Here is a 20,097-nt window from a genome sequence, read left to right on the forward strand (position 1 = left end):
CCTCAGGCGGCCTGCTTCTCCGGGGTGCCCTCCAGCCACCGGGCCGCGTCGGCACCATTGCCCGTCCACGTCGTGGGCGTGCCGTCCACGGTGCGCCGCGCCACCTCCAGCTCCCAGCCCACCTTCACGGGGCCGACCTTGAAGCCAGGCGCCATGGAGACGCCGCGCTGCGTGTAGGACGTCTCCTTGTATTCCACCTTCGCGTCCTCGCCGGCCTTCTTGAACGCCCCTGGCACGTCCCCCTCCAGGAGCTTGCCGAACGCGCCGTTCTTCACGAGCGTGCCGGGGTTGCCCTCGATGCTGACTTCATAGGACGTGCCCTTGCCGTTGCCCTGGACCAGGCCGGCGCCCTCCACCGTCAGCGTGACCTTGCTGCGCGAGTTCGCCGTCAGGTCCTTGAGCGCGGGGCCGAGCGCGGCCTTCGGGTCCTTGAGGATTTCGTCTGTCTTTGAGCCGGCGGGCAGCGGGATGCGCGTCTCCACCTCCAACTTGCCGCTGCCCTTGAGCGACGTGCCCACCTTCACGCCGCCCTTGATGGGGAGCTTCATCCGGTCCGGCCCGACGATGGACTTGTCCACCTCCAGGTTCCGGTTCGGGCCGCCGCCCACCTCCACCTGGACGGCGTCCTTGATGACGACCTCGGGCGGCTTGCCCTCCGGGAACTCGATGCGGACCGTGCGGTCCGAGCGGGCCTTGCCGCCCACGTCCAGGTTGTTCACCAGCGGGCCGCCCGGGACGGGGATGTCCGCGGCGAACTGCGCGGCGCCCGTGCCACGGAGCTCCACGGCGGCCATCTTGCTCTGCAGCCACTCGATGTCTTCCTTGGGAGGCATGTCGGCCGCGCCCGCGATGTTGGCCTGCATGCCTGTCTTCATGCGGTCCATGATGCGATTGGCCCGGGCCACCTCGGCGGGCGTCTCGAACTTGAACTCCACCTTGCCGCCACCCCCCGCGAGCAGCTTCGCGTCGAGCTTGCTGTTCTCGAAGCCCACGCCGCCCAGGACCTCCGAGTCGATGCTCAGCCGGTAGTTGGGCCCCGGCTCGCGCGCGCCCGTGGACGGGTGGGTGCGCATGCCCTCCTCGCAGCTGACTTCAATCTGCGCGCGCGTCTGGAGGCGGCCAATCTTGTAGCCGCCGTCGAAGCCGCCGGACGTGGAGAACTTGTCCCCCGGCTTCATGGACTCGATGTCCGCCTGCGAGCCCGTCACGTCGGTGCCGGCTCCGAGCACCTTGAGGGCCCCGTCCACCTTGGACTCCAGCCAGGTGAAGCCGGGCACGTTGTCGCGAGCGCTCTGCAGCAGCTGCTCCATCGCGCCCTGCGGCTGCACGGTGCCGCCCACGCCGCCTGTGGCCAGGACGTCGGGCTGTACCTGTCCCGCGACGCCACCTTCGAGCCCCAGGGCTCCAGGCCCATCACTCCCAGCCCCGCCGGTCACGGGGCCCGCCTGCGTGCCGCCGCTGACGCCGCCCGCCGCGATGCCTCCCGGACCTCCGGCCGGAGCCGCATGGCCTCCAGCTCCGGCCGGAGCCGCGCATCCACCCACCCCGGCCGGACCCGCGCGCCCACCGCGCACCTCGAACCCGTCTCCCGGCCGCCCGACTGCGGGCCGCTGCGCCGGACGGTTCGCGGGGCCCTGCGACGGGGCCTCCGGAAGCCGGCGGGGGGCGATGGGAGCGGGGGAGGGCTGCATGCGGGACAGGAAGGTCATGACCGGGGCTCCTGGCGGGTGTGAGCCCGCCGTTCCCCTTCAAGTCACCGCGAGCGGAATTGTTTTGCATTCCCGCACGACGTTTCCCCCAACCCCCTGGAGTGACAGGCCCTTGCAGGGGCTGCGGCGCTCCTATTTCCCCAGGATGCCGCCGAGCATTCCGCCCAGTCCGCCGCCGCCCTGGGGGCCGCTGCCGCCACCGGCGCCGCCCGCGAGCATGGGCATCACGGCGAGGATCTTCCCCACCAGGCCCGGGTCCAGGCGGGACTTGAGGAAGTTGAGGAGCAGGGGCGCGACCAGGGTGGCCTTGCTCGCGTCCAGGTTGAAGCGCTGGAGGATGGCCACCACGCCAGCGATCTCTCCCGCGTGGGCCGCCGCGCCGCCCAGGGCGCCCATGAGGCCGCCACCGCCACCACCGCCACCACCGCCGCCGAGCATGCCGCCGAGGGCGCCCATGAGGCCGCCGCCGTCACCCGCGGGGGCCTGTGCCTGCTGCTGCCAGCCCTGCATCTCCGGGATGGCCTGGTCCATCTGCCGGGCCGCGTCCGGGCCCACCTTCTCCTGCACCGAGCCCTGCACCAGCTTCAGGAGCGAACCCGCGAGCCCCTGTGCCTGCGTGCCATCCACTCCAAGCTGCTGCGAGAGCTGTCCGATGAGGTCCATGCGCCGCGCTCCTTCACGTGAGTCCCAAGTGTGAGGCGGAGGTTCTAGCGGTCCAGGCCGGAGCGCTGGTTGGAAAACGGCCGTGAGCGTTGGTCGGAGGACGCCCGGAGGGAGCCCTACAGTCGGGTGAAGGACCAGCTCACCGCGCGACCGCCCTCGTAGGGCATGACGCCGTGGAAGGGGCGCGGGTCCGCGTCGAACACGAGCGGCAGGAAGTGCCGGTCTCCATCCCACAGCGACAGGGACAGGATGGAGGACACGGGGACCCAGGACAGGGAGCCCTCGGGGTTCTTCTCCAGGGGCGTGCCCTCGAAGGCGTCGATGCGGAAGATGAAGCCCAGCCAGTCCTCGCCGTGCTTGCCGAAGCCGGGCCAGGACAGGGTGCCGCGCAGGGCCATGCGCGTGCACTCGATGCCGGCCTCCTCGCGAATCTCGCGGCGCATGCACGCGGCGATGTCCTCGTCGCGGTCCATCTTGCCGCCCAGGCCGTTGTACTTGCCGTAATGGGCATCCTCCGGGCGCGCGTTCCGGTGGATGAGCAGCACCTGCTGGCCGTCCGGCGACATCACGTAGCCCAGCGTGGCGACGATGGGAGTGTAGGGCATGGGCCCGGTTCGTCGCCTGATTCGGGCAGGGCGTCAAGACGAACTCCGCCCGCGTGCGCCTGTTCCGCTGCGCGGGCCGCCCGGGCTGTGCGGGGTGTCATTCAGCGTCGGGGCGTCCCGGTACCGAGCGCACCTTCGTCCGCCTTGCTCACTGGCACGTCCACCCAGTTCATCTCCAGTGCGCGGGCAACCTCGCCCCGGTCCGGCAACGTCACCTCCTGGCGCAACGTCCGGACGACGCTGCCCCTCGGCTCGAAGACGAAGAAGGTATAGGTCCCGCTCTTCAGGGACTTGAAGACCCAGGTGCGCTCGTCACTTTCGTAGATGGGGTCGGCGTCCATGAGGATGCTCTGCCGTTCGGCTTCACTTCTCGGCATGGGCACCTTCCCCGGAACCAGCGCTGTCTCGAGGTGCTCCAGGTTGATGGGGGCACGAAGGCGCAGCGTCACCCGCTTCATGTTCATGAAGCTCAACGTCGCTGTCCCTCCCGGCGGGAGCGTGACGGTCTGTGACTTGATTTCGAACGGGGGCGCCCTGTCACTGGAGGCTTCGACGGAGACTTCATAGGTGCCCGCGGGGATGTCCGAGCGTGAGAAGTGCTCTCCCTCCAGGCGGATGTCATCCGCGAAGGGTTCTCCCTGGCGGGACAGGACAATCCGGAGCAAGCGAGTATGCACGTCACGAACCGTGCCCTGCACCGTGGCCCCGGGCTCGAGCCGCACGGAGACGCCCTGCTCGGCAAGGGGCACGCGCGCCTGCACGAATCGGGGATGCGTCACGAGCAGAGTCCCGGGGAGCTCCCCCACCTGCGTCAGGGTGAAGGTGCCATCCACCGCCGTGCGCACCCCTCCCTCGGCGGCTGATACGTCCACCCACTCCGTCCACGCTTGTGCGTCCTCGGGAACTCCATCCAGGTGCACCCGCGCGCCAACGACGGCGGCCCCCGTCACGGCGTTCGTCACCCGCCCCTTCACCACCCGCCCCTGGGCCGCCACCACCGCTCCCAGGTCCACGTCTTCCCCCCTGCTCGCTGTCACCACGCGTGACACAGGCACGAGCCCAGCCGCCTTGAACACCAGCGGGGACGTCCGCGGCGCGTCCTCCGTGGAGAGATAGAACGCGCCCTCGAAGTCCTCGACCACCTCATCGCCCAGCCTGAAGCGTGTGATGGGGGAGCCATCTTCGCGGGTGAGCCGCCCTCGGATGCCGGGCGCATGGCGCAGCACCAGGCGCACGCCCGAGCTTCCCGCTTGCACGACAACGGCCTTGGCGTGCTCGGATGCCGATATCCCGGTGCTCGCCTGGGCATCCAACGCGTAGTCCCGCGCGCGCACGGTGAGCTCGTGTGGTCCGGAGTCCAGACGGAGCACCTCGAAGCGCCCATCATCTCCAACCCAGGCGCGTGAGGTGGACAGGTGCGAAGGACATGACACGGAGCCTGGCCCTTCCCCCCCCTGCGACGTGCCATCTCGCTGAAGGCTCACCTCCATGCCCACCAGAGGTCTCCCCGCGGAGTCCACCACGTGCCCCGAGACACGCAGCCCCTGGTCAAGCCGCAAGGACTCGTGCTTCGCCTCCGTACCGGCAACCTCCAAGTCCCTCCCCACACACCGCTTCTCGAGGGAACTCCATGCCTCCGCCTGGAGCCGGTACTTCCCTGGGGGAAGCCCCCTCAAGGTGAAGGAGCCCTGAGCATCCGTCATCGTGGCCAGTTCGGGCAGGGAGTCCGTCGGGTCATGGACAGGCAACAGACTCACGCGGACGTTCCGGGCGGGCGCTCCTTCCGAGTTCGTCACCTCACCCCTCACGCGCGCGCCCTCTCCGAGCGTGATGCGCAAATCCGAACCCGGCGACGTCACGGGAAGGACGATGTCCTGGAAGCCCTCCCGCTGGACTCGCAGGAACCAGGGGCCCGCCGCCGTGGCGTTGAGCAAGAAGGCTCCATCTTGACGGGACGTCGTGGAGCCCCCCGACTCCAGTCCCAGGTACCACGGAGGCCCCAGGTGGCGCAGGTCCGAGGGGACCATGTCGTCCTTCCTGGACCACAGTTCGAGTCGCGCTCCGCCCACCGGCCGGCCCTCCGTGTCCACCACGGCCCCCCGCACCACCGCGGCGTCGCGCAGCACGAAGGTCTTGGGCTTCACGCCGTCCACTCGAATCCACGTGCCCCACTCACCGAGGAAGCCGTCGGTGAGGGCCTGGAACAGGTAGCGCCCAGGCTCCAGGGGGCCCAATTCATACGTGCCGTCGGCGGCGGACTTCGTCTTCCTCCTCGCAGGCCAGGCGGAGTCGAACTCCGTGCCACCCCGGATCCGCGCGTACACGGTCGCACCGGGAATGGGCTGCCCCCTGGCGTCCACGACCCGGCCCCGCTGCCGCACGCCTGTCCCCAGTGAGAGCTCGACTGACGGAGCCTCCTCTCCCTCTCGCACTTTCACCTCCGAGAGCGCGTCCAGCCCCTGGTGATGGGCAGCGAGGAGATGAAGCCCCGAATGCACGCCTTCGAAGGTGAAGCGTCCGGCACTGTCCGTCGTCGTCTCCCTGCTGGGAAACGGGCCGTGGAGTGACACCCGGGCCCCCACCACCGGCTTCGTCCCCCGCAGCACGCGCCCTGGCAGCGTCCGTGAGCGCGACATCGTCACTTCAAGAGGAGGAGGGGTCGCGACGTGGAGCTCCTCGAACCTGGAGAGCAGCCCCTCCCGCTGGAAGAGGATGACGTACTCGCCAGGAGGAAGCGGAGGGAGCCCGAACCGGCCCGCCGCGTCGGTGCGAGCCTCGAAGTATCGGCGGTGCGTGACGTGGATGGCGGTGACCAGGACGTCCCCGGCGAACTGTCCTCTGTCGTCGCGTACCCGCCCCCGCAGCGGACGCGGCTCCGCCAGCCGCACTTCCACGTCCTGCATTCCGGCGGTGATGCCCTCCCGAAGGCCCGCGCCCGAGGGGCTCTCGACCCAGAGCGTGAAGCTCCCCGCCCCCAACCCCGTCAGCGTGAAGCGACCCTCGCGGTCCGTGGTGGTGCGCACCAGGACACCTTCCTCCTCGAACCGCTCCGAGCGCCACGACTCCAGCGTGAACAACGCCGCCCGGCAGTGGGGTGAGAGGAGCCCGTAGTCCTCCCAGTCGTCGCGGGATGGACAGGGAATCATCTCCAGCGGCTTCGGTGACCGGGCGACCGTCGCCAGCACCACGGCATTCGCGACGGCCCCCCGCGGGCCCAGCACCTTTCCTCGCACAGCTTGCGAGTCACCCGCGGACACGGCACCCCCGTCTCGATGCGCCAGAACGAGGTGCTCCTGCGGTGTCGAGCACCCGAGCACGAATACGAGCACGCACGAGGCCAGCGCTCCTCCGAATCCGTACCTCATCGCCTCACCTTTCCACCATGAGCCTGCTGGAGGATATCAACGCGTCGGGCCACTCCGAGGTCTACCCGCCTTGAGCACGCTCTCCACACTTCCTCAACATCTCGACGCGATGGTGGAGGGCAGGTCGACACGGTCGCCCATGGGGGCGCAGTGAACGCATGGGGAATCGACCTGAGGGGAATGCGAAATCATGAAAGCCTTTTGGGTGGCCACCGCGGCCATGTGCCTTGCAGTCAGGGCCTGGGCCAACGGCGTGGACATGCCCACCGACGAGTCCACCTCGGACCCGCGGGGAAAGACGTACACGGGCAGCGTCCGCTTCAACATGATGAATGAAGAGTACGCGCTGAAGTACACGGTCCTGGTCGGTGACAAGAAGAGCGACAAGGCCCTGGAAGACACCTGCGCGGCGACCCTGAAGAAGATCTGCATACGCAAGTCTCGCTGACGTCCGCGAGTGGCATGGGGTGACGAGGCACGAACGCGCCACCCACGGCCCTCCGCCTCACGACTGGGGGCCCTCGATGACCACCCTCAACCCTCGCGGCATGTTGCTGGAGAACTCCAACGAGAAACCGACACATTCCTCGCGATGGGTGGACTGGATGAGCGAGGTGGCGAAGCGCGTGCTCCGCGGCAACGCGGTATCCACCCCCATGAAGGTCGCCAGGTAGGAGGTCCCGAGCGTCCCCAGGAGGCCCAGGAGCGAGGAGGCCGCGAGGATGCGCGGTGCCAGACGGTTGTACAGCCTCACGAAGACTCCTCTGGCGGGGCGAACTGGTATCCGATGCCCCAGGACGTCCGGATACGCGCTCCCGCCGGCCCGAGCTTCTTCCGGAGGCGTGCGACATGGGAGTCCACCGTCCGGTCATCGCGCTCCTCATTGGGCGGGAGGGCGTGCTGGGCAATCTGGGCCCGCGTCATGGCCCTGCAGGGGCGCTCCACGAGATACGCCAGCACGTTGAACTCATGGCGGGTCAGCGACACGGGGCCTGTGCTCTCGATGCTCACCTCGCGCGCATCGAGGTCCAGGCGTACATCGTCCCAACGCAGGACGCGGCGCGGTCGCTCCTCCAGGAGCAGCAGCCTGGCGCGGATGCGCGCGACCAGCTCCTCCATCCAAAAGGGCTTGGCGAGATAGTCCACCGCCCCCAGGCCAAACGAGCGCAGCCGGGGCCCTTCCACGCGTCCAACAGTTCGAAGCCGTCCTTCCCGGGGAGATTCAGGTCCAAAACCACCAAATCAGGCCGCTCGTGTTCGGACGCCTCGAATGCGAGCTCCCCGTCGGTGGCGAGCATCACCTGGAACCCCGCCTGCTTCAGGCCACGTACGAGGCCCGCGGCGATGGGGGCGTCATCCTCGACAACCAGAATGCGAGCCGGAACTGTCATCGACGACCTCCGTTCCGGCCCACTCGTGGGCGCGACCGCGGCGAGTCCATGACCTGAAGGGGCCGGTTTCGACGCCCAGGGCGTAGGCTCGAGACGCGCCAACGACACGAAGCTTTCGGTATTAGAAGCAGGTACAGGCCGCCTTGACACATTTGCCCAGGCGGAAGCCCTTCGCCACACAGCTGGCATTGCACTCCTCGGCGTAGCACTCCACCTGAGATGCTTCCGCGGTCGTGGGCGTGGACAGCGCCAGCGTGGCCCCAAACGAAACGAACGCACCCGCGCCCATCGCGAACAGCACCCGGCCCGCCTTCTTCAACGACGTCATCATGTGTGTCTCCCGGTGAGGATGTTTCGGCTTGAAGCATATCTCTCCTGGGAATTCATGGAGTCCCCGGGGTGAGCTTCCACAGGCGGCCGTTCGACGCGTCCGTGAGCAGGTAGAGCGCACCGTCGGGCCCCTGGACCACCTCGCGAATCCTCGCGTTGCGCTCCGTGAGCAGGCGCTCCTCTCCGACCACGAGGTCGTCCTTCAAGACGAGCCGCACCAGCGCCTGGCTGGACAGGCCGCCGATGAAGAAGTTCCCCTTCCACTCCGGAAAGAGCGCCCCCGAGTAGATGGTGAGCCCCGAGGGGGAGATGACCGGATCCCAATAATAGACAGGCTGCTCCATGCCCGCGGCCTGCGTTGTCTTGTGGATGGGCTGGCCCGAGTATTCCTCGCCATAGCCAATCGTGGGCCAGCCGTAATCCTTGCCGGCTTCCGGGCGGTTGAGCTCATCGCCTCCGCGCGGTCCCATCTCCACGATCCAGAGCCGCTGCTGGGCGTCCAGGGCCGCGGAGAGGATGTTGCGGTGTCCGGAGGACCAGATCTCCGGCCGGGCGTCCTTCCTGCCCACGAAGGGATTGTCCTGGGGAATGGAGCCATCCGGGTTGATGCGGACGACCTTCCCGAAGTCGCTCTTCAGGTCCTGCGCCTGGACGCGGCCGGGGAGGATGGAGCGCTCGCCGAGCGTGACGAAGAGCTTGCCGTCCGGTGTGAAGACGAGCCGTCCGCCCGCGTGCAGCGTGGACTCGAGCGTGGGCTGCATGCGGAAGATGACCTGGAGTCCCTTGATGCGCGGCTTCGGGCCATCCACCAGTTTCGCGCGCGCCACCGCGAGCCCGTTGCCGCCCTCGCGCGGCTCGTAATAGGTCCAGTAGATGAGCCCGCTCTTCGCGTAGTCGGGCCCCACCTCCACGTCGAGCAGCCCGCCCTGTCCGCGTCCGTCGACCTTGGGGAGGCCCGCCACCGGGGGCGACTTCTTGCCAGCGGTGGTGACGATGAAGAGCGAGCCCGTGGGCTTCTCCGTGACGAGGAAGCGCCCATCCGGCAGGAACGCGATGGCCCACGGCTTGTTGAAGCCGGAGGCGATCTCCGTCACCACGATGGGCGTGCGCGTCTTCACCTCCGGGGCGCGCGTCTGCTGCGGGAACGCGGGCTTGAACTCCGGGACGTTCGGGGGCGCGGTCTCCACCGGCTGGGCTCCGGAGACGGCGCTCAGCAGGAGGGCGGAGAGGAACGAGGTCACGAGTCCATGGCGCATGGGGTGACTCTCCGCCGGGACGGGCGGGACGTCACCCGTCGCCCGGCACGCATCGCCGCCTCGGTTGCCCGGGTGAACAGTCGCGGCGCCCCTCGGCGGTGCTGACGCTCAGGGGTTGAGCGTCAGGTTCAAGGTGGTGCCCAGTCCACCCCGGACGACGAGGACGTGGGTGCCCGCGGGCAGTGCGCTTCGCGTGAGCACCAGCGGGTCCAAGGAAGAGTCGGGGCCGCGGCACGCCAGCTCTGGACCTCCGCAGCCTGCGAGCAGCCCCATGGAGAACGGCTCGCCCGTGTACTGATTCGGACGCAGGAGCGTGGCCGACAGGTTGAGCACCCGGTCCGTGGTGAAGGTGAAGAAGGTGTCTGGCCGGCTGCCGGAGTCACACGTCAGCGTCGCGTCCGAGCCGTGCGTGGCCGGGTTGAAGGTGGCGGTCGCCGTGCCGCCCGCCGCGCCATTCGAGAGGGCCAGGGGGAGGGCGCCCGCGCAGAGGTCGCCCGGCCCGAAGTCGTCGACCTCCACGTCCAGCTGGAACGTGCCCGCCGGGGTGAGCAGTCCCGACTTGACGAGGAGGTACGACGTGCCCGCGGGCAGGTCCGTGGAGACGCGGGAGTGGCCGTTCTGGGCGAGCATGCAGGCAAGCTGCGACGCGGTGTCGTCACAGGGGCTGCGCCGGACGGACAGCGCCGGCTGTGTCTCCGCCCGCGAGCCCGAGACGCGGGCATGGAGGCGCCGTGGACGGTCGGTGGTGACCGCGAAGACGGCATCGCTGCCATCGCTCCTCCCGCAGCCCTCGTGGTCAGGAAAGTCCCCGAACGCGCGGGTGAGCGTCGCGCGCCCGTAACCGCCCTGGGAGAGCGTCAACGGCTCCGGATTCGCGCAGCTCTCGCCTGGCTCCGCATGGTCCAGCCGGGACAGGCGCGCCACCAGCTCGAAGTCACCCACGTACGCGGTGCTGAATCCGTCGACGACGACGTAGTACGTGCCCGCGGGCAGGTCGCGGTAGCTCGTCCAGGTGTCGGGCGAATTGTCGGGAGTCGCCGCGCACCGCAGGTCGGTTTCGGCGCCGCCACACGCCCGGCGCAGCGCCACGGTGGGCCGGAAACCCGGGGTGAGGGCCTTCGTGGAAAGGCGCAGGTTCATCGGCTCCGTGGTGGTGAAGGTATAGACGGTGTCCGGCGCGGCGCGCCTCTCGTACGGTTCCCCGCAGGAGGGCGTCAGGTCGTGGAAGAAGCGCCCCGTGTCGCCCTGGACGGTGACCTGGCCGGGGCCGCTCGTCGGCAGGCCCAGGGGGAGCGCGTTGGCGCAGACGTCACCCGCCGGTATCGAACCCAGGGACACCTTCAGCGAGTAGTCCGTGGTCCCTTCGTAGGCCCTGTCCACGAACAGGTAGTAGGTCCCCGCGGCCAGGTTCGCGTCGCGGATGGACGCGCGCGCCAGACCGCCCACGGCGCAGCTGGCCTCCGGGCCGTCACAGGTGCCGCGGCGCAGGGTGAGGGTCGGGGCCCTCGTGCCCGCGGTGGCCTCGGCGATGAAGCTCATCGGCACGGAGGTGGTGAAGGTGTAGACGCGGTCCTCGCCGGAGAGGCCCGAATACGTGCAATCACCCTGGTGGTTGTCGAAGGCGCCCGTGAAGGTTCCGGAGAGCACGGTGGTGCCTCCCTCCGGGGGAAGCCCCAGCGGGAGGGCGAGCGCGCAGGTGTCACCGGGGGTGGGCGGTGTCAGCAAGGCCTGAATCGTCACGGGCCTCTCCGACTGCGCGGAATAGAAGTCCACGGCGAGGATGTACGTGCCCGGCTGCAGGCTGCCCCGTCCGAATGGACCCGTGGTCAGAGAGACCGGCTGGCAGGAGAGCCTCTCGCCGCAGGTCCGGATGAGCGACAGCAGCGGCGCCCCCTTGGACTCGTCGTGCGACACGTCCACGTACAGGTCCAGCACGCGGTCGGTGGTGAACGTGAAGTACGCGTCCGCCCCGTCGACGGAGCAGTCGGAGAACGGCTCATCGAAGAAGTCACGCGCGTCGAACGCGAGGACCGCGGTGCCTCCCGCGCCGCCCTCGGAGAACACCAGCGGGCGCGGATTCGCGCAGGTCTCTCCCGGCTGATGCGGGGTCGCGGAGAACTCGAGCGAATAGGCGTCCGGGCCTCCGGAGGTATGGTCGACCGAGAAGAAGTGGGTGCCGGCCTTGAGGCTCCCCGCGCGCAGGGTCGTCACCCCGTCCGCGCCTTGCTGCCCGCACACGCTCTGGGACACCTGGCACGCGGCGTCGGCGAGCGACACCATGCCCCGGGCCGAGGCCTGCGCGGGCGTCATCTTCACCTTCACGTCCAGCTCGCGGTCGAGCGTGAGCGAATAGACATGCTCTGGGAAGGAGGCGGTGCTGGCCGGGGTGCAGTCGCGGAGGTCGTCCGACATTCCCTCGGTCGTCCCCGTGAGCGTGGCGAAGCCGCCCGCAGGCCCTCCGGACAGCGTCACCGGGGTCGCGACCGCGCAGGTGTCGCCCTCCGGGGTCGGCGTCGCGGAGACGTCCAGGCGGTAGTCGGCCCCGGCCTCCTTCGGGCTCTTCACCCAGAGGAAGTAGGTGCCCGCGGGGAGGGCCGTCTTCCGCAGGACGCGCGAGGCCTGGACCGTCGACTCGCAGTTCTGGACCACGGGTGTGGTGCCCAGGCAATCCGTAACGAGGAGCAGGGCCGGGGCCTCGTTGTTCGCGCCTGTCGCGGTGGCCGTCACCACCAGGTTCGAATGCGGATCGGTGAGCGTGAGGCGGTAGACGCGGTCGGGCAGGTCGAGCAGGTTGGCGCCCATGCATTCATAGACGTAGTTCTCCTGCGAGCTGCCCCGCGTGCTGGCCTGATGCGTGAGCGTGCCGCCCCCCGCGGGAAGGTCGAAGCCGACAGGGTTGGTGCACGACTCCCCCTCGGGTGGGGGCACCGCGCTCACGTCGAGCGTGTAGTCGATGCCGGTGGCGGACTCGACGACGAGGACGTACGTGCCCGCGGGGAGCAGCTCCTGGACGGTGGCGGACGTCGCTCCCCACTGGCAACCCGTCGAAAAGGACGTCCCGCAGTAGCGGGCCTCCTGTACGCGCACGGAGAGCGCGCCGCTCGTTCCCAGCCGCGTGGCGGTGGCGTTGACGAGCATGGGCTGGTCCAACGTGAACGAATAGATGCGGTCGGGAGCGTTGATGGAGTCGCTGCAGCGCTCGGGAACGTCGTTCGTCGCGCCGCGGAGGGTGTCGGTGAGGTGGGCGGTGCCGCCTGAAAGCGTGAGGGGGACGGCACGTCCACACGTCTCGCCCTGGGGGCGTGCCCCGGTGAGCTGTGCCGTCACCGTGAGGGGACTGCTCGTCCCGTCGAAGGCTGAATCGGCGAAGAGCAGGTATTCGCCCGGCGCGAGGTCGGCGACGGAGAGGGCAGGGCCGCAGCCCAGGTCCACTCCGTCACACGCGGAGCGCAGGGCGAGCATGCTTCCTCCCCAGAGGTCGCCGTCGCCGAGTGTCGCGGTGAAGTCGCTCGGCTGGTCCACCCGGAAGCGGTAGACGGAGTCGGGACCGGGCGGCCAGGTCATGCAGTCCAGCGTGAAGTCGTCCGCGCGGCCCTGGGTCTGCACCTGGACGGTGGCCTGGCGGTGGGAATCAAACGGCAGCAGGGCGGCCTCCGCGCAGCGCTCCCCGCTGGGCGGCGGCCGGGTGCCGAGCGCGAGGTCGAACTCGCCGGCGGTGAGGGTCCGCGTGGACACGACGACGAAGTACGTCCCCGGGGCCAGCACGCCTTCGAAGCGGGAGCGCTCCAATCCGGAGGCATTGCAGTCCGGGCGCGCGCAGGTGTTGCCCACCCTGAGCACGGGCTCGAACCCCGGGGTGCGCGAGACGACGGAGAGGTCCACCTCCGCGGGGGCCGCGAGCGTGAAGGCGTACACCGCGTCGCGCGAGCCCGCGACGCAGCCGAGCCTGTTGGGCACGTAGCGGCGCAGGTCGCCCTGGAACGTGGCGCTCCCCTCGGTCAGCGCGAGCGCGTAGGGCGTGGCGCAGGTATCCCCGATGGACTCCACGGGTGTCTCACACCCACCGGTGACGCAAGCGGCGGTGACACAGTCGCTGCACGCCGCCCCCGCCATGCCGCAGGCGGTCTGCTCCGTGCCCTCGCGGCACTGACCGGCGGCGTCGCAGCAGCCTGCGCAGTTTCCAGGGCCGCAGACCCCGCCCGAGTCGGGCTCGCCAGCATCGGGGCCGGAAGAGGGCGCCGAGGAGCAGGCGAGGAACGTGACCGCGAGCAGAAGGAGCAGATGGCGCATGAAAGGTGTTCCCGGGGGGGAGGCTTCATGCCCATTGGATTGTCCCCCCGTCGTCGGCGTGGACTCTACCGGACGTGGGGGTGAACCGAAAGACAGACAACGCGAGGCGGGCGGGACGTCACCCGTCGCTGGACGCGCGTCGCTCCTCTTCCTTGCCTGGGTGAACGGTCGCGGCGCCGCCCACCGTGAAGTCAATCACCCGGTCCCACATCGCCTGGAACTGCGGCTGCTGGAAGTGGGAGCCCGACTTCAGCCAGCTGATGTGCTCCGGGGGCTGGTCGAAGTGGCCCATGACGTCCAGGTGGTCCGCGGTCGCGACGTGGAGGACCTGTCCCCAGACCTGGGAGCGGCTCGGGACGATGCCATCGCTCTTGGACTCGAACCTCCGGCCAAGGACATCCTGGAGGGCCTGGGTCTGGGCCGGCGTGCGCTCGGGAATCTGGAGCTCCCGGGACTGGGGCGCGCTCTTCGCATACAGGAAGGCGAAGAGTCCGTGGAGGAGCGCGTCGGGGGTGAGCAGCAGGGGCAAGGACCACCTGGGCGGTGGCGCGCCCGTGACGACGCAGCCGTAGCGCACGCCCTCCCGGTCCGCCGTGTTCGCGTTGAAGGCCCGCATGCTGATGGGCATGAGGTCCTGGATGAGCACCTGGTTCTCGCCCACCTGGCTGAAGAACTGGATGAGCTCCTCGCGCTCGCCCTCGGAGAGGTCCGCCGTCAGCCGGACGATTTGATTGAAGAGGTTGGGCGGGAGCTTCGCCTCTTCGCTCCGCAGGACGAGCCAGTAGCACGCCTGCAGCGCGGCGGTCCGCAAGGGCATGGCCTTGCGGTGCAGGGTGAGGAAGGTGAAGAGCCACAGGTAGCGCAGCAGCGTCTTCCCCACGCCGCCCTGGTTGGAAAAGCTGGCCAGCGGGGTGCCTTGATGCGGGGTCGCGATGGTCACGACCGAGCGCACGCGCTTCACGAAGTCCGGAGCCTCCCGCGCCATGCGCGGTGAGACGACACTGCGTGCATCCAGCCCGCCCGTGGAGTGCCCGACGAGGTGGAGCTGCGCGTCGTCCTCGTTCGCGGTCCGAGCCATCTCCCGGAACACGTCGCGGGCCCGCGCCTCCAGCCCGGAGGTGGGGGCGGAGGCGATGGCATGCACCCGCGCATCGATGCCTCGCTCCTGGAACCGCTGCTCGAGCAAACGGGGGACGTTCTGGAAGTAGGCGATGCGCTCCGTTTCCTTGTCACCCATCTGCGTGAAGCCAAAGAAGCCGGGGACCAGATAGACGCGGTGGCGGTGGGTCATGGGGACAAGCCTAACGTGAGGACCGCCCCAGACGCCGGGGAGGGGTCAACGTGAAGTCCCGAACCCTTTGCCCGGAATGTCTGTCCTTCCACCGGAGCGTCTCGGGTGGTGATGCGCCCGAGACGCGCGGGGCTGCCTGGGACTACTGGGTGATGATGTCCGTGTACTCGCTGCCGCTGATGGAGTTGCGCCACTTGGAGGAGAAGCCCAGCGCGTGCTGCGGATCCACCACGTGCGGCGCGGCGATGCGCGCGACGTCCAGGCGGACAATCTCATTCTTGAACAGGTCCAGCACCATGCCGAACTGCATCGCGGTCAGGTAGACGCGCTTGAGCATCTTGTCCGCCTTCTCCTGGCGGACGATCTCGTTGTTCTCGCTCTTGAGCGACTGGTAGAAGCCGCTCCAGGTGGAGGCGTCCATCGGGAACTGCCCATCCCGCCGCATCATGCAGCCTTCGTCCGAACGCGTGCCACAGTCGCGGTGCGAGGGAGCGGCCTCGGCGGCCACCGGCATCTCCGGGCGCGAGTGCATCCGGGGCTCCCGCCGCGTCTCCGTCGTCCGCGACTCCGAGTAGCTCTCCGACTCCGTCGTTCCACCCGTCATCTGCACGTCCATCCGGGCGCCGCCGCCGCGCACCTTCACGGTGGTCGTCTCCTCGCCATCGACGTTCGTCGTCGTCTTCATCTTGATGCGCGCGGAGGGCACGTCCTGATCATTGATGTCCACCTGCATGTTGAACTCCGCGTCCTGCGCGAAGCTGGCGGACGAAACGAACAGGGACGAAACGAGTGCGGCACGGACGATGCGGTTCATGTGAAGTCCTGGTGGGAAACGGGTTCGGTGCGGCCGGAGCGCTGTGCGCTCTCGCCGCCGTGCCCTCTCCACGCACCGTTCGTGCATTTATTCACATGAAACACATGGTTCGGCGGAGCGGACCCAGACTCATTGTCTGAGAGAAACGGGGGCCCACCGGGTCGGGGCGGTCCCAGGGGCGCTCCGGCATCGCCGCACGCCTTTCCTGGGGCTGCTTTGCGTCGGATGCGCGCCGCCGCTGGCGCATCCCTCCAGGTTCGAGGCCGTCGAGAAGGGGACGACCCGGAACAGAGAGTCCTGCCGGCAAGGTCTTCGACTTCAAGGTCAAGCCGGGATGGAGCAACCTGTGAGCGCCCTCAAGCCCGTGACGTTCCATGCAACGGAGCCCGATGAGTCCAGCGCCTGGTGGCGATCACGGCCCTGGGGATGTGCCGTGCGCTGCGCGAGGACGCTGGCCCGCCAACGTATGCCAGCAGCCGGCTGGTCCTCACTGGATGCCCGGTCGCCGCTTCCGGTCAGGCTTCCTCGTCGGGAAGGAGCGTCAGGAGAAGTTCGTCGTCAGGACCGAGCGGACGCCACCCAGCAGGCGGAGGACTGGCGAGAAGCACGGTAATCACCTGCCTCGCGCGCTCCGAATACGCCTCTGGAGTGGAACCGGACCACAGGCTCAGTGCTTTGGCGACCTGGAAGCGGTTCACGTCGTCAAGCGCTGCTGGCCAACCATTAGGAAGACCGCCGGCCAACTCACGCACGAGCAAATCGCGAACAACGCGGGTGAGCTGCCTGCGGCGCTCCCCCTCGACAAGTAGACCATTCATCACCTGCACCCCTGCGATGTCGTCTTTGCCAAGCTCCTCGGCTAGCTGATCCAGAGGAATCGCAGGACGGGACTCGGCGAAGGCCGTCAACGAGTCAAACCCTCGTTCGCGGACCCGTTCATACAGGCGTGCCTTCCAGTTCCCCAGCCACGAACGCCCGTCGGTCATCGGCGGCTTCCAGGAACGAAGTTCATCGGGATGTCGTAGCGCTTCATACGCTCAGCAACGATGCTCAGGATGTCGTTGCGGGTCAACATCCGGCCTGCCGCCATCTCCGCATCACTCAGGGTGCGCATGATCATTCGATTCCACTCGTCGGGCCATGTACGCCCCAGTTTCCAGTCTCCCCCGCCGTGGATCGCCTCGTGGTGGGCCTGCTCCATCCGGACGCAGAACTGATCGATGTCCATGTCACCCTTGAAGCCGCGCTGCTCGAACCACTCGCGGTGCTCCTGCGGAAGTACATGGTGCTTGGGGGCGTCCGACATGCCCGCCCCCGCTCTGCCCGTCACCTGCATGCCGCGCACCTCCGGGCTGTCCCCCAGCGCTTCGCGCACGCCCTTGGGCAGGTCCTGGTGCGCCTGGGCCATCGTGACCTGTCCGCCCTGAATGAGGACGGCCGCGCCGACGGCAGGCACGGAGATGACGCCCGCCTGCACCAGCCTTCGCATCATCTCCACCCACTCGGCGGAGACCACCAGCCGCGAGCCCACCATGACGCCGCCTGAACTCATTGCCAGTCCCACGCCCAGTGTCACAGGGGCCGAAGGCGGCACGCGTGGCATGGCCATCTTCATCGTGGAGATCATCGTGACCATCTCCACCGCCTGCATCGCCGCGATGACCTGCCCGCCGAGCTTCAGGGTCTCGCGGGTCTCCCGCTGGAGCGTGTCGAATTCACGCGTCAGCTTGCCCATCAGCTCGGGCATCGCGGTGGTCGCTGCCTCCACCCGCTCCGGGTCCAGTGAGGCGAGGTCCGTCAGCGTGGGCTCCATCAGCCCCTGCACGCGATACAGGTCCGTGAAGAGCTTCTCGACGCTGCACATCGGACAGTTTCTGAGAATGGCGTCAGCGAGGTGGAGGAAGTCCACCCAGGTGGCCAGCAGGAGCGTCCCGAACTGAGCCGCCTGGAGCTTCGGCCCCGTCATGCGCAACAGGCCCAGCTTCATGTCCGTGTCGCCAACTTCCGAGGCCGCTTCCGTCAACGTGGTGGCGCTCCCAAGCGCGCCATGAAGCCACGACACCTGCTTGGAGCCCTGGTCGAGGTAGCGCGTGAAGACGCCGGTGAGGCTCCAGCCCCAGAGGTCCGGAGGGCGAGCCGCCAGCTTTGTGAACGCGGCCTCGACGCTGCGCAGGGAGCCCTTCACCTCGTCAGTGGCGTCGAGGACTGCCTGCCGCGTCGATGCAGCGCTCCGGGCCACGCCCCCAACAGCGCCCTCCCTGCTGACGTCTCCCACGGCTGTCACGTCGTCACGCGGCTGCTGGCGGCGCAGGAGCCGCTGCTCGGGGCCGGAGAGGGCACGCGGGAGAGAGTTCCAGGGGCGCGGGGGCTCATCGTTCGGGGGTTCCCCCCAGGTGGGCGGGGAGTCCTCTCGCGGCGCGTAGCTCAAGCTTCGGCCACGCCCAGGCACCTGCGACACAGAGGCGCATCCCGTGGCCAGCAGCACCAGGGCCAGCAAGAGGACGTCAGCGCGCATTGTCCACCCCCAGGCCCACCGAGGCGAACACGCCAGGCCGCAGCGTCCCCTCCCGCGTGGGGAAGAGCAGCGTGCCGCCCGTCCCCATCGCGTAGAGCTTCCCGCCCAGCAATCGCCAGCGGGCTTCGGCGGCCCCCAGGAAGCGTGCCCCGGGCTGACCCATGCCTACTCCGAGCCCCTTCAACGCCACTTCGAGGCTGCGCGCGAAGAGCTGCACCGCCACGCGCCCGTCCACGTCGAAGCGGCCCCAGTTGAAGGCTTCCGCGCCCAGCGACAGCTTCAGGTGCTTGGAGAGGCCGCCATAGCGGACCGCGTCCCAGCCCACCTCCGCCTCGCCATAGGCGGAAGTCCCGTCCGGGAAGTGGGCCTCCGCCAGTGGCACGCCCTCCGGCCCCGCCGCGTGGAAGCGCGCCAGTTCGTAGTCCGGGCCGAAGTATCCCTGTCGGAAGCCGCCATGCTGCCTGCGCACTTCCAACCGCAACCGCAGGTCCAGCGTGGGCGTCACCGCATCCGCGCCAGCGCCCACCACCGCCCCCCATGCGCCACTGGTACCGGGCCGTCCTCCCCAACCGGCAAGCAAGTGGGCCTCGAAGCCCGGCCGCACCACCACCACGGCGGTTGCGTCCAGGTGCGCCAGCGTCACCGGGGGCGCGTCTCCTCCAGCCATTCCCCAATCATGCACGGCGGAGAGGGCCAGCGTGTAACGGCCCGGCTCACGGGGCTGGCCGAAGAGGATGTGCTCCAGGTCCAGCGCGATTTCCGCCCCCAGGAGGCGCGCGCCCAGCACATCCGATGCGAACGCCTGCGCGTAGATGGGGCCCAGCGAGCCCGTGAGGAAGCCGCCCGCTGGGTGGTAATCGGGATTGCTCCGGTTGGAGTAGCGCCGCACGAGGTGCGCGGACAGCAGGCTGTAGGACTCCAGCGCGCCAAACCAGACGCCCACGGGCGCGTCGTTCGAGCCCAGCTTGAGGCCGCGCACCACCTGCCCGAAGTCCGAGAGGCTGTCCCAGTCCTCCTTCCGCACGAAGCCCGCGGCCCCTCCACCACCCCAGAGGCGCAACCGCACGGGCGTGCCCAGGTTGAGGCCGAAGTCCTCGCCTCCGTCGAGAATGAGGGTCGGCTCCACCTGGAGGAAACCCTCGTCCGCGCCGACGCCCGCGTGCGGCAGGAAGGCCAGCGTCGTCGCCTCCACGCGCAGCAGGTTGCGCCAGGCCTCGTCCCGTGGGCGCCGTTCCTCCTCCACGGGCGGCACTTCCGGGACGTCCTCGGCCCATGTGGCGACCGGCAACAGCAGCCACAGCCAGACAGCCCCACTTCGCGTCATTCGCATCCACGCCCCCTGGGAGAGACACCTCCGAGGAGAGCAAAGTGTCAGGGACCGGGGTCATGGACCGCAAGCGGGTCGGCCAAACGGATCGCGAGTCTTGAGCGCATGGGATCGGCCGCTCGCGTCCGTGTGCCGCACGCCTCACAGCGCCGCCCACTGTCGACCTTCACCTCCCGGGTGGCTACGGGGCGAGCCGTCGTCCGAGCCATGGCGCTCCTCCCTCAGAGGGGTGACACCTGGCGCTCAGGCCATGGTTGCTGCCGTAGAAAAAACAAAAGCCCAGCAACCCCGTAGGCTTGCTGGGCTTTCATTGGCGAGGAGTACGGGACTTGAACCCGTGGGCAGGGCGATAGGAAACCTCAAGCAGGACGCGCTGTTACCCGCTATCGCCCTGAGTTCCCTCGGGTTCATTATTCCTCCCCGTCCCAACCCGTTCCGGGGTGTGCCCCGTTGAACCACGCTGAAGGGGCACACTGGGGGCACATGCAGCCCAATCAGGTCAATCCGCTCACGGACGCAAGCGGCCAGGGTTCCCCGGTCT

15 protein-coding genes and 1 pseudogene are annotated in these 20,097 nt (G+C 68.9%); 1 reads left to right on the forward strand and 15 read right to left on the reverse strand.

Going from position 1 to position 20,097, the window contains the following annotated elements; genetic code table 11:
• Positions 1-2: 2 nt before the first annotated feature.
• From GTZ93_RS17720 to GTZ93_RS17735, 4 genes are all read right to left on the reverse strand, one after another.
• Positions 3-1,709 (reverse strand): hypothetical protein, encoded by a 1,707-nt coding sequence (locus tag GTZ93_RS17720; protein WP_161662885.1) that lies wholly within the window; start codon positions 1,707-1,709, stop codon positions 3-5.
• Between the two features lie 132 nt (positions 1,710-1,841).
• The gene (locus GTZ93_RS17725) at positions 1,842-2,372 is read right to left on the reverse strand and encodes a DUF2780 domain-containing protein (RefSeq protein WP_161662886.1); all 531 of its coding nucleotides are present in this window, start codon (positions 2,370-2,372) and stop codon (positions 1,842-1,844) included.
• Positions 2,373-2,488: 116 nt separating this feature from the next.
• The gene (locus GTZ93_RS17730) at positions 2,489-2,977 is read right to left on the reverse strand and encodes an NUDIX hydrolase (protein ID WP_139924131.1); all 489 of its coding nucleotides are present in this window, start codon (positions 2,975-2,977) and stop codon (positions 2,489-2,491) included.
• Positions 2,978-3,078: 101 nt separating this feature from the next.
• Positions 3,079-6,342 (reverse strand): carboxypeptidase-like regulatory domain-containing protein, encoded by a 3,264-nt coding sequence (locus GTZ93_RS17735; RefSeq protein WP_161662887.1) that lies wholly within the window; start codon positions 6,340-6,342, stop codon positions 3,079-3,081.
• 190 nt (positions 6,343-6,532) lie between these two features.
• Here GTZ93_RS17735 and GTZ93_RS17740 point away from each other — a divergent pair, with 190 nt between their 5' ends.
• A complete protein-coding gene (locus GTZ93_RS17740; RefSeq protein WP_139920947.1) occupies positions 6,533-6,790 on the forward strand; it encodes a hypothetical protein in 258 nt (85 codons plus the stop codon).
• Positions 6,791-6,847: 57 nt separating this feature from the next.
• Here the strand turns inward: GTZ93_RS17740 and GTZ93_RS17745 are convergent, their stop codons facing one another.
• The 11 genes and pseudogenes from GTZ93_RS17745 to GTZ93_RS17790 all read right to left on the reverse strand — a co-directional run bounded on the left by GTZ93_RS17745 (position 6,848) and on the right by GTZ93_RS17790 (position 19,559).
• A complete protein-coding gene (locus GTZ93_RS17745) occupies positions 6,848-7,096 on the reverse strand; it encodes a hypothetical protein (RefSeq protein WP_139920945.1) in 249 nt (82 codons plus the stop codon).
• Positions 7,093-7,527 (reverse strand): response regulator transcription factor, encoded by a 435-nt coding sequence (locus GTZ93_RS42810; protein WP_257979381.1) that lies wholly within the window; start codon positions 7,525-7,527, stop codon positions 7,093-7,095. Before GTZ93_RS42810 ends, GTZ93_RS17745 begins: the two co-directional genes overlap by 4 nt.
• Positions 7,528-7,589: 62 nt before the next feature.
• Positions 7,590-7,922: pseudogene (locus GTZ93_RS43275) on the reverse strand (hypothetical protein); the annotation flags it as partial.
• Positions 7,855-8,064 (reverse strand): hypothetical protein, encoded by a 210-nt coding sequence (locus GTZ93_RS17755; protein WP_139920944.1) that lies wholly within the window; start codon positions 8,062-8,064, stop codon positions 7,855-7,857. The gene GTZ93_RS17755 and the pseudogene GTZ93_RS43275, both read right to left, overlap by 68 nt.
• Positions 8,065-8,116: 52 nt before the next feature.
• A complete protein-coding gene (locus GTZ93_RS17760) occupies positions 8,117-9,319 on the reverse strand; it encodes a PQQ-dependent sugar dehydrogenase (RefSeq protein WP_139920942.1) in 1,203 nt (400 codons plus the stop codon).
• Between the two features lie 108 nt (positions 9,320-9,427).
• Positions 9,428-13,609: a hypothetical protein gene (locus tag GTZ93_RS17765; protein ID WP_139920940.1), complete on the reverse strand. Its 4,182-nt coding sequence runs from the start codon at positions 13,607-13,609 to the stop codon at positions 9,428-9,430.
• 118 nt (positions 13,610-13,727) lie between these two features.
• Positions 13,728-14,900: an esterase/lipase family protein gene (locus tag GTZ93_RS17770; RefSeq protein ID WP_139920938.1), complete on the reverse strand. Its 1,173-nt coding sequence runs from the start codon at positions 14,898-14,900 to the stop codon at positions 13,728-13,730.
• 142 nt (positions 14,901-15,042) lie between these two features.
• Complete coding sequence (locus GTZ93_RS17775; protein WP_139920936.1) at positions 15,043-15,714, reverse strand: DUF4476 domain-containing protein; 672 nt, start codon at positions 15,712-15,714, stop codon at positions 15,043-15,045.
• Positions 15,715-16,229: 515 nt separating this feature from the next.
• Complete coding sequence (locus tag GTZ93_RS17780) at positions 16,230-16,700, reverse strand: NUDIX hydrolase (RefSeq protein ID WP_139920935.1); 471 nt, start codon at positions 16,698-16,700, stop codon at positions 16,230-16,232.
• Positions 16,697-18,229 (reverse strand): DUF2380 domain-containing protein, encoded by a 1,533-nt coding sequence (locus GTZ93_RS17785; protein WP_161662888.1) that lies wholly within the window; start codon positions 18,227-18,229, stop codon positions 16,697-16,699. The genes GTZ93_RS17780 and GTZ93_RS17785 overlap by 4 nt, the downstream gene beginning before the upstream one ends.
• Positions 18,219-19,559 (reverse strand): hypothetical protein, encoded by a 1,341-nt coding sequence (locus GTZ93_RS17790; RefSeq protein ID WP_139914927.1) that lies wholly within the window; start codon positions 19,557-19,559, stop codon positions 18,219-18,221. Before GTZ93_RS17790 ends, GTZ93_RS17785 begins: the two co-directional genes overlap by 11 nt.
• Positions 19,560-20,097 lie beyond the last annotated feature (538 nt).

Source organism: Corallococcus exiguus, assembly GCF_009909105.1.
Taxonomy (GTDB): domain Bacteria; phylum Myxococcota; class Myxococcia; order Myxococcales; family Myxococcaceae; genus Corallococcus; species Corallococcus exiguus.

What these genes read in the sequence shown, in the direction of transcription:
- GTZ93_RS17725 (WP_161662886.1), bottom strand. Translation starts at nt 2,372, where the DNA reads ATGGACCTCATCGGACAGCTCTCGCAGCAGCTTGGAGTGGATGGCACG.
- GTZ93_RS17780 (WP_139920935.1), bottom strand. Translation starts at nt 16,700, where the DNA reads ATGACCGACGGGCGTTCGTGGCTGGGGAACTGGAAGGCACGCCTGTAT.
- GTZ93_RS17770 (WP_139920938.1), bottom strand. Translation starts at nt 14,900, where the DNA reads ATGACCCACCGCCACCGCGTCTATCTGGTCCCCGGCTTCTTTGGCTTC.
- GTZ93_RS17785 (WP_161662888.1), bottom strand. Translation starts at nt 18,229, where the DNA reads ATGCGCGCTGACGTCCTCTTGCTGGCCCTGGTGCTGCTGGCCACGGGA.
- GTZ93_RS17720 (WP_161662885.1), bottom strand. Translation starts at nt 1,709, where the DNA reads ATGACCTTCCTGTCCCGCATGCAGCCCTCCCCCGCTCCCATCGCCCCC.
- GTZ93_RS17760 (WP_139920942.1), bottom strand. Translation starts at nt 9,319, where the DNA reads ATGCGCCATGGACTCGTGACCTCGTTCCTCTCCGCCCTCCTGCTGAGC.
- GTZ93_RS17735 (WP_161662887.1), bottom strand. Translation starts at nt 6,342, where the DNA reads ATGAGGTACGGATTCGGAGGAGCGCTGGCCTCGTGCGTGCTCGTATTC.
- GTZ93_RS17765 (WP_139920940.1), bottom strand. Translation starts at nt 13,609, where the DNA reads ATGCGCCATCTGCTCCTTCTGCTCGCGGTCACGTTCCTCGCCTGCTCC.
- GTZ93_RS17775 (WP_139920936.1), bottom strand. Translation starts at nt 15,714, where the DNA reads ATGAACCGCATCGTCCGTGCCGCACTCGTTTCGTCCCTGTTCGTTTCG.
- GTZ93_RS17740 (WP_139920947.1), top strand. Translation starts at nt 6,533, where the DNA reads ATGAAAGCCTTTTGGGTGGCCACCGCGGCCATGTGCCTTGCAGTCAGG.
- GTZ93_RS17730 (WP_139924131.1), bottom strand. Translation starts at nt 2,977, where the DNA reads ATGCCCTACACTCCCATCGTCGCCACGCTGGGCTACGTGATGTCGCCG.
- GTZ93_RS17755 (WP_139920944.1), bottom strand. Translation starts at nt 8,064, where the DNA reads ATGATGACGTCGTTGAAGAAGGCGGGCCGGGTGCTGTTCGCGATGGGC.
- GTZ93_RS17790 (WP_139914927.1), bottom strand. Translation starts at nt 19,559, where the DNA reads ATGCGAATGACGCGAAGTGGGGCTGTCTGGCTGTGGCTGCTGTTGCCG.